11 protein-coding genes are annotated in these 15,061 nt (G+C 61.0%); 8 read left to right on the top strand and 3 right to left on the bottom strand.

Annotated elements, in window-relative coordinates; translation table 11 throughout:
• Position 1: 1 nt before the first annotated feature.
• The 8 genes from folK to ACVWZP_RS25320 all read left to right on the top strand — a co-directional run bounded on the left by folK (position 2) and on the right by ACVWZP_RS25320 (position 11,291).
• Positions 2 to 499, top strand: a complete 498-nt coding sequence (folK, locus tag ACVWZP_RS25355; RefSeq protein ID WP_017847434.1) for a 2-amino-4-hydroxy-6-hydroxymethyldihydropteridine diphosphokinase — start codon at positions 2 to 4, stop codon at positions 497 to 499.
• A gap of 240 nt (positions 500 to 739) precedes the next feature.
• Positions 740 to 1,540 carry a 3-methyl-2-oxobutanoate hydroxymethyltransferase gene (gene panB / locus ACVWZP_RS25350; RefSeq protein WP_457370234.1) on the top strand — a complete coding sequence of 267 codons (801 nt, stop codon included), beginning with the start codon at positions 740 to 742 and terminating at the stop codon, positions 1,538 to 1,540.
• Entirely contained in the window at positions 1,537 to 2,388 is an 852-nt protein-coding gene (panC, locus tag ACVWZP_RS25345) for a pantoate--beta-alanine ligase (protein WP_126588581.1), read from the top strand. The genes panB and panC overlap by 4 nt, the downstream gene beginning before the upstream one ends.
• A 213-nt stretch (positions 2,389 to 2,601) precedes the next feature.
• A complete protein-coding gene (gene pgi, locus ACVWZP_RS25340) occupies positions 2,602 to 4,266 on the top strand; it encodes a glucose-6-phosphate isomerase (RefSeq protein ID WP_017847431.1) in 1,665 nt (554 codons plus the stop codon).
• Between the two features lie 105 nt (positions 4,267 to 4,371).
• Positions 4,372 to 6,309 (top strand): acetate--CoA ligase, encoded by a 1,938-nt coding sequence (acs, locus tag ACVWZP_RS25335; protein WP_198864441.1) that lies wholly within the window; start codon positions 4,372 to 4,374, stop codon positions 6,307 to 6,309.
• Between the two features lie 16 nt (positions 6,310 to 6,325).
• Positions 6,326 to 7,195, top strand: a complete 870-nt coding sequence (locus ACVWZP_RS25330; protein ID WP_046382047.1) for an oxygenase MpaB family protein — start codon at positions 6,326 to 6,328, stop codon at positions 7,193 to 7,195.
• Between the two features lie 57 nt (positions 7,196 to 7,252).
• A complete protein-coding gene (locus tag ACVWZP_RS25325) occupies positions 7,253 to 8,269 on the top strand; it encodes a class I SAM-dependent rRNA methyltransferase (RefSeq protein ID WP_046382046.1) in 1,017 nt (338 codons plus the stop codon).
• An 88-nt stretch (positions 8,270 to 8,357) separates the two neighbouring features.
• Positions 8,358 to 11,291, top strand: coding sequence for a DUF748 domain-containing protein (locus ACVWZP_RS25320; protein ID WP_457370233.1), 2,934 nt, complete (start codon positions 8,358 to 8,360; stop codon positions 11,289 to 11,291).
• A 192-nt stretch (positions 11,292 to 11,483) separates the two neighbouring features.
• Here the strand turns inward: ACVWZP_RS25320 and ACVWZP_RS25315 are convergent, their stop codons facing one another.
• The 3 genes from ACVWZP_RS25315 to rpsO all read right to left on the bottom strand — a co-directional run bounded on the left by ACVWZP_RS25315 (position 11,484) and on the right by rpsO (position 14,958).
• Positions 11,484 to 12,092: a BON domain-containing protein gene (locus ACVWZP_RS25315; protein WP_448126285.1), complete on the bottom strand. Its 609-nt coding sequence runs from the start codon at positions 12,090 to 12,092 to the stop codon at positions 11,484 to 11,486.
• Between the two features lie 295 nt (positions 12,093 to 12,387).
• The gene (pnp, locus tag ACVWZP_RS25310; protein ID WP_017847425.1) at positions 12,388 to 14,493 is read right to left on the bottom strand and encodes a polyribonucleotide nucleotidyltransferase; all 2,106 of its coding nucleotides are present in this window, start codon (positions 14,491 to 14,493) and stop codon (positions 12,388 to 12,390) included.
• Between the two features lie 195 nt (positions 14,494 to 14,688).
• Positions 14,689 to 14,958: a 30S ribosomal protein S15 gene (gene rpsO, locus ACVWZP_RS25305; RefSeq protein ID WP_003176135.1), complete on the bottom strand. Its 270-nt coding sequence runs from the start codon at positions 14,956 to 14,958 to the stop codon at positions 14,689 to 14,691.
• Between the last annotated feature and the right edge of the window lie 103 nt (positions 14,959 to 15,061).

Below are 15,061 nucleotides of genomic sequence, written 5' to 3'. Positions count from 1 at the left end.
CGTGGAACGCATCTACATCGGCATGGGCAGCAACCTGGCGGCCCCGGAGCAACAATTGCGCAATGCTATCGAGGCGTTGGCGCAATTGCCGGGCACTACCGTCGCCGGGGTGTCGGCCTTCTATCAAAGCGACTCCCTGCTCCCCGGCCAACCGCGCTACACCAATGCGGTCGCGGCCCTGGACAGCTGCCTGGCGCCACTGGAACTGCTCGATGCGCTGCAAGCCATCGAGAACGACCAAGGCCGCGAGCGCCTTGAGCGTTGGGGCCCACGCACGCTCGACCTGGATATCCTGCTGTTCGGCGACCGCCTGATCGACGAACCACGCCTGCAAGTGCCGCACTATCAGATGCACCTGCGCGCCTTCGTGCTGTACCCGCTGGCCGAACTGGCCCCGGCCACCCTGCAATTGCCCGATGGCCGGCGCCTCAGCGACCTGCTCGCAGCCTGCCCGTTTGTCGGCCTGGAACGCATGCCTGCGCTCAGCACCCAGCGTTGATCAGCCACTGCTGAATCGCATCAGTAACAGCGGTAACACCACCGCCGTAACAATGCGGTAACACATGCAATTGACTTCCCGTGTCCTCCTCACGACTATAGGCGTCCCGCTGCCGCCAACCGGCGCTAAAGGGCGCAATCCAGGCCTTATAAGCACTGCTCTCAAGAAAGTGCGCCTGTATAAACGAAGACTCACGCGCGTTACTCGCTGTTTCCATGCGCCTGAACGAGGACCCTTTTCATGCCAGACGTTACCCTGACCACCTTGCAGAGCCTCAAGCTCAAAGGTGAAAAAATCACGATGCTGACCTGCTATGACGCCACCTTCGCCCACGCCTGCTGCCAAGCCGGTGTCGAGGTGTTACTGGTGGGCGACTCCCTCGGCATGGTGCTTCAAGGGCATGACAGCACCCTGCCCGTCACCACGGATGAACTCGCGTACCACACCGCCAGCGTCAAGCGCGGTAACGACGGCGCCTTTATCATCGCCGACCTGCCGTTCATGGGTTACGCCACCGTCGAACAGACCTTCCACAACGCCGGCAAATTGATGCAAGCCGGCGCGCACATGGTCAAGGTCGAAGGGGCCGCCTGGCTCGCCGAGTCGATCCGCATGCTGGCTGAACGCGGTGTACCGGTGTGCGCGCACATGGGCCTGACGCCGCAGTCCGTGAACATCCTCGGCGGCTATAAAGTACAGGGCCGCAACGAAGCCCAGGCGCGCCAGATGCGTGCCGATGCCATCGCCCTGGAACAAGCCGGCGCCGCGATGATCCTGCTCGAATGCGTGCCCAGCGAACTGGCCGCGGAAATCACCCATGCGGTCAAAGTGCCGGTGATCGGCATTGGTGCCGGGTCGGCCACCGACGGCCAGGTCCTGGTGCTGCACGACATGCTCGGCCTGTCGATGACCGGCCGGGTACCGAAGTTCGTGAAAAACTTCATGACCGGCCAGGACAGCATCCACGCCGCGTTGAGCGCATACGTCGCCGAAGTCAAAGGCGTGACCTTCCCAGGCGCCGAACACGGATTCTCTGCATGAACACCGTAAAAACCCTACGTGAACTGCGGGCCGCCGTTACCCATGCCCGCAGCGCCGGCAAACGCATCGGCTTTGTGCCCACCATGGGCAACCTGCACAGCGGCCACGCGGCCCTCGTGGCCAAGGCGGCCCAACAGGCGGATTTCGTGGTCGCGAGCATCTTCGTCAACCCGCTGCAATTTGGCGCCGGCGAAGACCTGGACAAGTACCCGCGCACCCTCGCCGCCGACCAGGAAAAACTCCTGCAAGCCGGCTGCAACCTGTTGTTCGCGCCAAGCGTCGAGGAAATGTACCCCAGCGGCATGACCGGCCAGACCCGCGTCAGCGTGCCGCAATTGTCCGAAGGCCTGTGCGGCGCCAGCCGTCCCGGGCACTTTGAAGGTGTGGCCACGGTGGTCAACAAGCTGTTCAACATGGTCCAGCCGGATATGGCCGTGTTTGGCCAGAAGGACTACCAGCAACTGGCCGTGATTCGCGCCATGGTCCATGACCTGAACATGCCGATCCAGATCATCGGTGAACCGACCGTGCGCGCCGAGGATGGCCTCGCGCTGTCATCGCGCAACGGTTACCTCACCGCCGAGCAGCGGGCCGTCGCGCCGACGTTGTACCGCAGCCTGAGTCAGATTGCCGCCGCCATCAAAGGCGGCGACCGCGACTTCGCCAAACTGCGTGCCGAACAGGTTCAGCAGATCGAAGCCGCCGGCATGCGCGTGGATTACCTCGAAGTGCGCCAAGGCGTCCACCTGCGCCCGGCCACGGTCGAGGATCGCGATGTAGTGATCCTGGTCGCGGCCTACCTGGGCGCGACGCGCCTGATCGACAACCTGCATCTGACCCTCGACTGACCCCCTGCCCGTTGCCCAGCCTGATGCGCCGGTATAAAAAAGTACCGGCCACAGCGCAGACAAAGCCAAGACATATCGACACGCTAGGTTTAATGTATTCGCCCTGCGCTATGGTTAGCGCTGTCCGGAACCCATTGCTTGATGAAAGACTGGATGTTTCGGGCTTTGAAGTGTCCTAAAGGCAGTCCCCGTAATAAAAGGAAACCCGCAGCGATGGCGTACTACCGCACCCCTCATGACGTTACCGCTCTGCCCGCCTGGCGAGCGCTCAATCAACATCGCCAAGCCATGCAGGATTTCAGCATGCGCGACGCGTTCAATGCCGATCCTCAGCGTTTTTCCCAATTCACCTTGAGCAGCTGCGGGCTTTTCCTCGATTACTCGAAAAACCTGATCACCAGCGAAACCCGCAACCTGCTCGTGGACCTGGCCAAGGAAGTCGACCTTAAAGCCGCGATCGACGCGCTGTATGCCGGCGAGCCGGTGAACTCGTCCGAGGGTCGCCCTGCCCTGCACACCGCCCTGCGCCGCCCAGTGGGCGACAAGTTGTCGGTCAACGGCGTGAACATCATGCCGGACGTACACAAGGTGTTGAACCAGATCACTGACCTCGTGGGCCGCATCCACGACGGCCTGTGGCGCGGCTACACCGAGAAGCCGATCACCGACGTGGTGAACATCGGCATCGGTGGCTCGTTCCTCGGCCCGGAGCTGGTCTCCGAAGCGTTGCTGTCCTACGCCCACAAAGGCGTGCGCTGCCACTACCTGGCGAACATCGACGGCAGCGAGTTCCACGAACTGACCATGAAGCTGCGCGCCGAGACCACGCTGTTCATCGTCTCGTCGAAATCCTTCAACACCCTCGAAACCCTGAAAAACGCCCAGGCCGCCCGCGCCTGGTACCTGGCCCAGGGCGGCTCGGAAGCCGAGCTGTATCGCCACTTCATCGCCGTATCGAGCAACAACGCGGCCGCCGTGGCCTTCGGTATCCGCGAAGAAAACATCTTCCCGATGTGGGACTGGGTCGGCGGCCGTTACTCGCTGTGGTCGGCCATCGGCCTGCCCATCGCCCTGGCCATCGGCATGTCGAACTTCAAGGAACTGCTGTCCGGTGCCTACACCATGGACCAGCATTTCCAGAACGCGCCGTTCGAACAGAACATGCCGGTGCTGCTCGGCCTGCTGGGTGTGTGGTACGGCAACTTCTGGGGCGCGCAGAGCCATGCGATCCTGCCCTACGACCACTACCTGCGTAACATCACCAAACACTTGCAACAGCTGGACATGGAATCCAACGGCAAGAGCGTGCGCCAGGACGGTACACCTGTGTCCACCGATACCGGCCCGGTGATCTGGGGCGGCGTGGGCTGCAACGGTCAGCACGCGTACCACCAGTTGCTGCACCAGGGCACCCAACTGATCCCGGCCGACTTTATCGTGCCGATCGTCAGCTTCAACCCGGTCTCCGACCACCATCAGTGGCTGTACGCCAACTGCCTGTCCCAGAGCCAGGCGCTGATGCTCGGCAAGACCCGCAGCGAAGCCGAAGCCGAGCTGCGCGACAAGGGCCTGCCGGAAGCCGACGTGCAGAAGCTGGCCCCGCACAAGGTGATCCCGGGCAACCGTCCGAGCAACACCCTGGTGGTCGAGCGCATCAGCCCGCGGCGCTTGGGCGCACTGGTCGCGATGTATGAACACAAAGTGTTCGTGCAAAGCGTGATCTGGGGCATCAACGCCTTCGACCAATGGGGCGTGGAGCTGGGCAAGGAACTGGGCAAGGGCGTCTACAACCGCCTGACCGGCGCCGAAGAAAGCCTGGCCGACGATGCGTCGACCCAGGGCCTGATCAACTACTTCCGCGGTCGTCACCGCGGCTGAAGTCGGTCACACAGGGCCGGCGTCCATTCGGACGTCGGCCTTGAACCCGCCCCCGACTGGGTGCATCTTTATGACTTGTCGCAAAAACAAGAATAAGGATCGCTCATGTTCGATATCAGCATGTTTCCCATCGCCGATGCCGTCCGCCGGGCTGCGCAACTGAGTCAAGAGGACTATCAGCGCCTCTATCGCCAATCCATCGAACAGCCGGACACGTTCTGGGCCGAACAGGCCAGGCGCTTTCTCGACTGGACCACGCCCTGGCACACCGTCAATACCTCGGACATCCAGACCGGCGCCACCCAATGGTTTGCCGGCGGCCAATTGAACGTCAGCTACAACTGCATCGACCGCCACCTGGCGCAACGCGCCGAGCAACCGGCCTTCATCTGGGAGGGCGATGATCCGACAGCATCTTCCACCATCACCTACCGCCAACTGCATCAAAACGTCAGCCGCCTGGCCAATGTGCTGAAAAGCCGTGGCGTGAAAAAAGGCGACCGGGTGTGCATCTACATGCCGATGATTCCGCAAGCAGCCTACGCCATGCTCGCCTGTACGCGGATTGGGGCGGTGCATTCGGTGGTGTTTGGCGGCTTTTCACCCGACGCCCTGCGCGACCGCATTCTCGACGCCGACTGCCGCACGGTGATCACCGCCGATGAAGGCGTGCGCGGCGGCAAGCCGGTGGCGTTGAAACAAAATGTCGACAAGGCCCTGGCCAGTTGCCCGAACGTCAGCACCGTGCTGGTGGTAGCGCGCACCGGGGCCGCCGTGAACTGGAGCGAAGGCCGCGACCTCAACTACCAACAGGCCGTGGATGCCGCCAGCGATGACTGCCCACCCGAGCCGATGGGCGCCGAAGACCCGCTGTTTATCCTCTACACCTCCGGCAGCACCGGCAAACCCAAGGGCGTGCTGCACACCACCGGCGGCTACCTGCTGCAAGCCGCGATGACCTTCAAGTACGTGCTCGACTACCGCGACGGCGAAGTGTTCTGGTGTACCGCCGATGTGGGTTGGGTCACCGGCCACAGCTACATCGTGTACGGCCCGCTGGCCAACGGCGCCACCTCGCTGATGTTCGAAGGCGTACCCAGCTACCCGAGCAGCTCGCGCTTCTGGCAGGTCATCGACAAGCACCAGGTCAATATCTTCTATACCGCGCCGACGGCCCTGCGCGCATTGATGCGCGAGGGCCACGCTCCGTTGGAGAACACCTCCCGCGCCAGCCTGCGCCTGCTCGGCAGCGTCGGTGAGCCGATCAATCCGGAAGCCTGGGACTGGTACTTCAACGCCGTCGGCGAACAACGCTGCCCGATTGTCGATACCTGGTGGCAGACCGAAACCGGCGGCATCATGCTCAGCCCGCTGGTCAGCGCCCAGCGCATCAAGCCCGGCTGCGCGACCCAACCGATGTTCGGCGTGCTGCCGGTGCTGCTCGATGAGCACGGCAAGGAAATCAACGGCCCGGGCAGCGGCGTGCTGGCGATCAAATCCAGCTGGCCGGGGCAGATCCGCAGTGTCTATGGCGACCCGCAGCGCATGATCGACACCTATTTCAAACCCTACCCCGGTTATTACTTCACCGGCGATGGCGCGCGGCGTGACGAAGACGGCGACTACTGGATCACCGGGCGCATCGACGATGTGATCAACGTCTCCGGCCACCGTATCGGCACCGCCGAGGTGGAAAGTGCCCTGGTGTTGCATGACTGGGTCGCCGAGGCTGCGGTGGTGGGCTATCCCCATGACGTCAAAGGCCAGGGCATCTATGCGTTCGTCACGCCGATGAATGGCGTGGAGCCCAGCGATACACTGAAAAAACATCTGCTCGAACTGGTCAGCAAGGAAATCGGCAGCTTTGCCAAACCGGAACTGATCCAATGGGCCCCGGCCTTGCCGAAAACCCGCTCGGGTAAGATCATGCGACGCATTTTGCGCAAAATAGCCTGCAACGAGTTGGACAGCCTCGGAGATACCTCCACCCTGGCCGACCCCAGCGTGGTCGCCGGCCTGATCGACAAACGCCTGAACCGATAGGAACCCGCGCGTCGCCATGGAATTTATCCGCAGCCGTATCGAAACCCAGTTGATGAGCCTCACCGGCTTGTCGCTGGGCCAGTTGGACCTGGAAAACCCCAAGGGCGACCCCGGCCTGTTCGGCCCGGACTCGGTCAGTTGGCAAGTGCATGGCGATTTCAGCAGCATGCTCATCGGCGGCATCAGCGCCTTGATGCTGCAAGCCTTGCACCCATTGGCGCTGGCTGGCGTGTGGGACCATTCGAACTTTCGCCAGGACATGCTCGGGCGCCTGCGCCGCACATCGCAGTTCATTTCCGGCACCACCTTCGGCTCGCGCAAAGACGCCGATTGGCTGATCGAGAAAGTACGCACCATTCACCTGCAGGTTGTCGGCCATGCGCCCGACGGCCGCGCCTACGCGGCCAGCGACCCGCAGTTGCTGACCTGGGTGCATGTGGCGGAGGTCAGCAGCTTCCTCGCCGCACACGTGCGTTATCGCAACCCGCAGCTGTCGGGGCGCGATCAGGATCGTTACTACAACGAAATCGCCCTGGTCGCCGAACGCCTGGGCGCGCGGAATGTGCCGCGCTCACGCGAGGAAATTGCGGATTATCTGGCGCGCATCCGTCCACAATTATTGTGCGACGCGCGCAGCCGCGAAGTGCTGCGCCTGCTGCTCGAAGCCCCGGCGCCCAGCACCCTGGCCAAACCCTTTGGCGCCCTGATGATGCAGGCCGGGATCGACCTGCTGCCGGCCTGGGCCGCCGACATGCTGGGGCAACACCCGAGCCCGCTGCAACGCCAGCTGGTGCGTGCCGGGGTCAAGCGCAGCGCGCCGGTGCTGCGTTGGGCGATGCGCAATGGCTCGGTGCAGCGCGCGCATCGGCGGATGGGGTTGATGTAGGCGACGCTCCATAACTGCTAAACTCCGCGCCCACATTTACCCAGCAAGGCGCGCTCCATGTCTCCCCTGAACCAGGCGCTGCGCGCCGCCCTCGATCATCGTCAAGGCCTGATCAGCGAGTTGCATGCCCAAGGCACCGACTGTTACCGGCTGTTCCACGGCAGCCAGGAAGGCGCCGGAGGCCTGACCATCGACCGCTATGGCCCGCAATTGCTGGTGCAGAGCTTCCACCAACCGCTGGAAAGCGCAGACTTGCTGGACCTGCATCAACTGATCAGCCAGTACATGGGCCTGGAATTGCTGCTGGTGTACAACGACCGTTCCCGTGGCAACTCGCGGATCGACCGCGAAGACACGGTCTACCGCGCCACACCGCAAGCGCTGCAGGACCTGGTCGGCCACGAATGGGGCCTCAATTACCGCGTGCGCGGGCGCCATGCCGGGCAAGACCCGTTGCTGTTCCTCGACCTGCGCAACACCCGCGGCTGGGTCAAGACACACAGTGCCGGCAAAAGCGTACTGAACCTGTTCGCCTACACCTGTGGCGTGGGCCTGAGCGCCGCGGCCGGCGGTGCCCGTGACGTGTGCAACCTGGATTTTGCCGAAGGCAACCTGGCGGTCGGTCGCGAAAACGGCCTGCTCAACCCGCAGCTGGCACCCATGACGTTCGTGCAATCCGATTATTTCCCGGCGATTCGCCAGCTGGCCGGCCTGCCGATCACTCAGCGGCGCGGGCAGAAACTGCCGAGCTATCCGCGCCTGGAACCGCGTCAATATGACCTGGTGTTGCTTGACCCGCCGGCCTGGGCCAAGAGCGCCTTCGGCACCGTCGACCTGTTGCGCGACTATCAAAGCCTGCTCAAGCCGGCGCTGTTGGCAACCGCCGATGACGGCGTGCTGATCTGTTGCAACAACCTGGCAAAAGTGAGCATGGACGATTGGCGTGAGCAGGTGCTACGTTGCGCCGAGAAAGCCGGGCGTCCGGTGCGCGACTGGCAAATCATGCCTCCTGGCGCCGACTTTCCGTCGCAAGACCAGCAACCTCCATTGAAGACTCTGATCCTGCAGTTATAGGAATTTTCTGAAAGAGGGTGGCTCTTCGGAACCGAAAACCCGTGCCATACTCCAAGGCACTCCTGTTCGACATAGATGGCGCCGCCCCATGCCCAAAGGATTGATTCGCGCCACTGGCGCCTTGTTGACTGCCGTTGCCCTGTACAGCTTGCTGGGCTTTTTGATTTTGCCCGGCATTGCCCTTCGCATAGCCAACCAACAGTTGACCAACTACGCCACGGTGCCGGCCCGCATCGAGCGTATCGAGCTCAACCCGTTCAGCCTGGAAGTGACGCTGTGGGGCCTCAAGATCGGCGATCCCGGCAAGGAACAAGTGGGTTTCGAGCGGCTCTACGCCAACCTGCAGCTCGACAGCCTGTGGACCCGCGCCCTGCACTTGGCCGATGTGCAACTCGACAAACCCAAGACCGAGTTGCTGTTCGACAAGTCCGGCCAGTTGAACCTGGCGCAGTTGTTCAAACTGCCACCCAGCGAACCGACACCGGCAGACCCCAACGCCAAACCGTTCCCGTTGCGGATCGAGCGGATCAAGCTGGCGGGCGGTTATCTGCACTTTGAAGACCTGCGCCCCAGCGAGCCGATCGAGTTCCTCTACGACAAACTCGACTTCGAGCTGAAAAACCTCAGCACCCTGCCGGAAGACAATGCCGACATGACCCTGGTCGCCGCCGGCCCGGAAGGCGGGCAGATCGACTGGAAGGGTAACGTCAGCCTGGTGCCGATCACGTCCAAAGGCACCCTGAAAATCACCGATGGCAAGATGAAAGCCTGGTGGCCCTACGTGCGCGACGCCCTGCCCCTGGTCCTCGAAAACGGCGTGCTCAACTTCAGCACGGACTACACGTTCAGCCTGGCCAAAGAAACCGAACTGAACCTGACCAACACCGCCGCCAGCATCGCGCCGTTCGCCATCAAGGCTCCGGATGGCCGGCCGTTGGTGCGCCTGGAGCGCCTGGACGTCAGCGAAACCACGATCGACCTGGCCAAGCAGCAGGTGGTGGTCGGCAAGATCCGCAGCAACAAGCTGGAAACCTGGGCCGCCCGCGAAGCCGATGGCCAACTGGACTGGCAGAAACTGTTCGCCAGCCAGCCGAGCAAGCCGGCCAAGGCGCCGGAAGCAGCCAGCGCGCCAGCAGCTGCCGACTCGCCCAAAGCCGCGCCTGCAGCGCCGAGCAAGCCTTGGCAAGTGCTGCTCAAGGATGTGCAACTGCGCAACTATCAGGTCCACCTGGCCGACCGCCAGGCCAAACCTGCGGTCGCGCTGGAACTCGGCCCGCTGAACGTCGATGTGCAGAACTTCGACAGCCTCAACGGCAGCCCCTTCACCCTCAAGGTCGACACCGGCCTGGGCAAGCAAGGCAAGATCCAGGCAACCGGCGAGGTCAACCTCAACCCGATCAGCGCCAAGCTGAAAGTGAACACCCAGGACATCGACCTGCGGGTCGCACAGTCCTATATCAGCCCGTTCATCCGCCTGGAACTGCGTAGCGGCATGCTCGGCAGCAACCTCGATGTGAACCTCAAAAGCACCGAGCCGCTGGCCCTACAGATCACCGGCCGGGCGCAGGTCGATCAGTTGCACACCCTCGACACCCTCAAGACCCGCGACTTCCTCAAATGGCAGCGCCTGGTGCTGGAAGGGCTGAACTACCAGCATGGCGACAGCCTGTCGATCGACAAGATCAACCTGCAACAGCCCTATGTGCGCTTCATGATCAACGATGATCGCACCACCAACGTCGACGACCTGCTGATTCCCCAGCCGGCCGACAGCGGCGCCAAGCCAGCGGCCAAGCCGGCCGCAAGCAAAGAAAAACCGCTGGGCATTCATATCGGGCAGATCGCGATCAACGACGGTTCGGCCAACTTCGCCGACTTCAGCCTCACGCCCAACTTCGCCACCGCGATCCAACAGCTCAACGGGCAGATCGGCACCATTGACAGCCGCCAGGCCAAACCGGCAGCTGTCGACATCAAGGGCAAGGTGGATCGCTATGCACCGGTGACCATCAAAGGCAGCGTGAACCCGTTTGATCCGATGGCGGCACTGGATATCGCCACCAGCTTCAAACGTGTCGAACTGACGACCCTGACGCCCTACTCGGGCAAGTTCGCCGGTTTCCGGATTCGCAAGGGCCGCCTCAACCTCGACCTGCATTACGTGATCACCAAAGGCCAGCTGAAGGCCGAGAACAAAGTGGTGGTCGAGCAACTGCAACTGGGTGAGAAAGTCGACAGTGCCGATGCGGTAGACCTGCCGATTCGCCTGGCGATCGCCCTGCTCAAGGACTCTGACGGCAAGATCTCGATTGAACTGCCCATCAGCGGCGACTTGAACAACCCGCAATTCAGCGTGATGCCGATCGTCTGGCAGACCCTGCGCAACCTGGTGGTGCGCGCGGCAACGGCGCCGTTCAAGTTTATCGGTGGGCTGGTGAGCGGCGGCGGTTCGGAAGACCTCGGCAATGTCTCGTTCGCCGCAGGCTCCAGCGAACTGAACAAAGACGCCGAGGGCGCCCTGAACACCTTGGCCAAGGCTCTCAAAGAACGCCCTACCCTGCGCCTGGAAATCGAAGGCACGGCAGCGGCCGACAGTGACGGCAAGTTCCTCGCCGAGCAGCGTCTGGAGCGCGAATACCAATATAACTATTACAAGATCCTGCAGCGCCGTGGCGACAAGGTTCCGGCCCAGGCGTCCTTGCTGCAAGTACCGGAAAAGGAAAAAGCCCCCTTGCTCGAAGGTATCTACCGCACCCGCCTGAAACAACAACCGCCGGCGGAGTGGAAAAACCTGAGCGACGATGAACGCACGGCCAAACTCAAGGGCGGCGTGATCACGTTCTGGAGCAGCAGCGACGTGCTGTTGCGCCAGCTCGGTCAGGACCGCGCAAGCACCATCAAGGACTACCTGGTCGACAAAGGGCAGCTGGAAGATGACCGGGTGTACTTCGTCGACGCCAAACTGGGCCAGGCCGAGAAGGATGGCCGGGTGGTAACGCAGATGCATCTGGACGCCGAATGACCCCACGCGCCAGCGCAAGCTGGCGCCCACTTCGAAAGCATTCCTGGCCGGAATAGAACAGGCCCCGACACATGTGCCGGGGCCTGTAATGACCACATCCCTATGGTCGGTCGCATGAACCCGTGAGGTGCATTGAGTGGATATCTAACTCACTCGTTGCCGCCGCCGCCTAGTTCAGCGATTGGTTGAGCGTTATTCTGCTTTCAGGCCATCGGCCGATACAGCTTTCACGCCTTTGATTTTCTTGGTGATGTTCACCGCGGTAGTTTTCTGCGCTTCGGTCACTGCGACGGAAGAAGACAGGGAAACTACACCCTTGTTGGTTTCGACTTTGATGTCGGTACCCGGAATGCCTTTCTCGGTAACCAGGTCAGCCTTCACCTTGGTAGTGATCCAAGTGTCCGAAGTGGCCTCTTTGGATTTGTCGATGTTGTCGGCTTTTACCGCACCGCCAGCCAGCAGGCCGTCAGCGGATACAGCGGTCACACCTTTGATACGCTTGGTGATGGCGACAGCGGTAGCTTTCTGCGAGTCAGAGATGGCAACGGTCGAAGACAGGGAAACCACACCTTTGTTGGTCTCAACCTTGATGTCCGAACCTGGAATGCCCTTTTCGGTCAGCAGGTCAGCTTTGACTTTGGTGGTGATCCAAGTGTCCGAGGTGGACTCTTTGGCTTTGGTCATTTCGCCAGCTGCCAGCGTCATCGGCGCCTGCGCGGTTTGAGCGAAGGCAACGTTGGCCATGGCCATGGCCAGGGTCAGGGCGGTAGCAGTTGCGGTAGCGAGAGCGAACTTCTTCATACGAGTAACTCCTGTTTTATTAAAAGTCTGCAGTGTGTGAACCTTGATGCTGCAGCATTAACAGGACTATTGCAGGCACTGTGCCAAGTCGAACTCTTCAAATAAACCCTTTAAAAACAATTAGTTATAGATTGAGCGAATTTTCGGATTCGTGCAATTTGCATGAAGCAGAGCGTGCCTGCATGCAAGTTGCGGCTTTTGGCTGTGATTAAGCGTCTGATTTTTCGGCATTTTCCTGCGCGCATAAAAAAAGGACTCCGAAGAGTCCTTTTTTCAGCGTGAAGCCTGCGGGTATTTAAGCGCCCGAAGCCTTGGCTGCTGCCACGTCTTTGATGGACAGCTTGATACGGCCGCGGTTGTCCACGTCCAGTACCAGCACTTCCACTTCCTGGCCTTCTTTCAGAATGTCGGTCACTTTCTCAACACGAGCGTCGCTCAGCATGGAGATGTGAACCAGACCGTCTTTGCCCGGCAGGATGTTGACGAATGCGCCGAAGTCGACGATGCGCTCAACTTTACCGACGTAGATCTTGCCGATCTCGGCTTCGGCAGTGATGCCCAGAACGCGCTGACGCGCCGCTTCTGCAGCTTCCTTGGTTTCGCCGAAGATCTTGATCGAGCCGTCGTCTTCGATATCGATCGAAGCCTTGGTCTCTTCACAGATCGCACGAATGGTCGCGCCGCCTTTACCGATGACATCACGGATTTTGTCGGTGTCGATTTTCATCGCGATCATGGTCGGAGCATTTTCCGACAGTTCGGTGCGGGACTGACCAATGATCTGGTTCATCTGACCGAGGATGTTCAGGCGCGCTTCCAGGGCTTGGCCCAGAGCGATTTCCATGATCTCTTCGGTGATGCCTTTGATCTTGATGTCCATCTGCAGCGCGGTAACACCTTTAGCGGTACCGGCTACTTTGAAGTCCATGTCGCCCAGGTGGTCTTCGTCACCCAGGATGTCGGTCAGGACGGCGAACTTCTCGCCTTCTTTGACCAGGCCCATGGCGATACCGGCAACCGGCGCCTTCATCGGCACACCAGCGTCCATCAGTGCCAGGGAAGCACCGCAGACCGAAGCCATGGAGCTGGAACCGTTGGACTCGGTGATTTCCGACACTACACGGATGGTGTACGGGAACACGTCGGCGGCTGGCAGCATGGCCTGAACCGAACGACGGGCCAGACGGCCGTGACCGATTTCGCGACGACCGGCGCCACCCATGCGACCACATTCGCCCACCGAGAACGGCGGGAAGTTGTAGTGCAGCATGAACGGGTCTTTTTTCTCGCCTTCCAGGGTGTCCAGCAGCTGTGCGTCGCGGGCAGTACCCAGGGTCGCAACGACCAGGGCCTGGGTTTCGCCACGGGTGAACAGCGCGGAACCGTGAGTCTTCGGCAGAACGCCGACTTCGATGTTCAGCGGACGCACGGTGCGGGTGTCGCGACCGTCGATACGTGGCTTGCCGTTAACGATGTTTTCGCGAACGGTGCGGTATTCGATTTCGCCGAATGCTGCTTTGACGTCGCTGGCAGAAGGCTGGCCTTCTTCACCGGACAGCTTGGCAACGACCTGATCCTTCAGCTCGCCCAGGCGAGCGTAACGGTCGGCCTTGACGGTGATGGTGTAGGCCTGGGAGATCGCTTCGCCGAACTCGGCACGGATCGCGCCCAGCAGTTCGGTGGCTTCGGCTTGCGGAGCCCAGGCCCAGGTTGGCTTGGCGGCTTCGGCAGCGAGTTCTTTGACGGCGTTGATCACAACCTGGAACTCGTCGTGAGCGAACAGTACCGCGCCCAGCATCTGGTCTTCGGTCAGCTCTTTGGCTTCCGATTCAACCATCAGAACGGCTTCCGAGGTACCGGCAACGACCATGTCCAGGCTCGAGGCTTTCAGTTGCTCGTAAGTCGGGTTCAGCAGGTAGCCGGTGCTTTCGTGGAAAGCCACGCGCGCAGCGCCGATCGGGCCATCGAAAGGAATGCCGGAGATAGCCAGGGCAGCCGAGGTACCGATCATCGCAGCGATGTCCGGATCGGTCTTTTTGCTGGTGGAGACGACGGTGCAGACAACCTGCACTTCGTTCATGAAGCCTTCTGGGAACAGCGGACGGATCGGACGGTCGATCAGTCGGGAAGTCAGGGTTTCTTTCTCGGAAGGACGGCCTTCGCGCTTGAAGAAACCGCCAGGGATCTTACCGGCAGCGTAAGTCTTTTCCTGGTAGTGAACAGACAGAGGGAAGAAGCCTTTGCTCGGGTCTGCGGTCTTGGCGCCTACAACGGTCACCAGTACGGTAACGTCGTCGTCAACGGTAACCAGCACTGCGCCGGAGGCTTGACGGGCGATACGGCCTGTCTCGAGGGTAACGGTCGACTGACCGAACTGAAATTTTTTGATAACCGGGTTCACGGTGTCCTACCTTCTTTGTGGCTCTTGGGGAACTTGTCTTCTTGCGAAATTCTTGGGCAATGTCGGGAATCGGCCCAACCCTTGTCCAGGGGTAAAACGTGTATCCAGATAAAACTTGAGGCTGGAAGCCTGCCATGGGCCAGCGGGAATCCCACTGACACACGGCAAACAACCAACCTCTAGCGCAATCGCTTATTAGCGACGCAGACCCAGGCGACCGATCAGAGCCTGATAACGACCCAGATCCTTGCCTTTCAGGTAGTCCAGCAGCTTACGGCGCTGGTTTACCATGCGGATCAGACCACGACGGGAGTGGTGATCTTTACCGTTGGCCTTGAAGTGACCTTGCAGTTTGTTGATGTTGTGGGTCAGCAGTGCAACTTGCACTTCTGGCGAACCAGTGTCACCAACAGCTTGCTGATAGTCAGCTACGATTTGTGCTTTTTCTTGAACGTCGAGAGCCATGAGGCAATCCTTTTTTCAGGAAACCACCCAAAGGGCAGTTTCAACAGGCCAGGGACAAATCCCTGTATCTAAAAATGAGTAGTGACCGTGCCTGTTAACAGCC

The sequence above is a fragment of the Pseudomonas sp. TE36184 genome (assembly GCF_054060055.1).
Note: the sequence above shows the minus strand (reverse complement) of the source record. Positions and strands in the feature narration are given on the sequence as shown.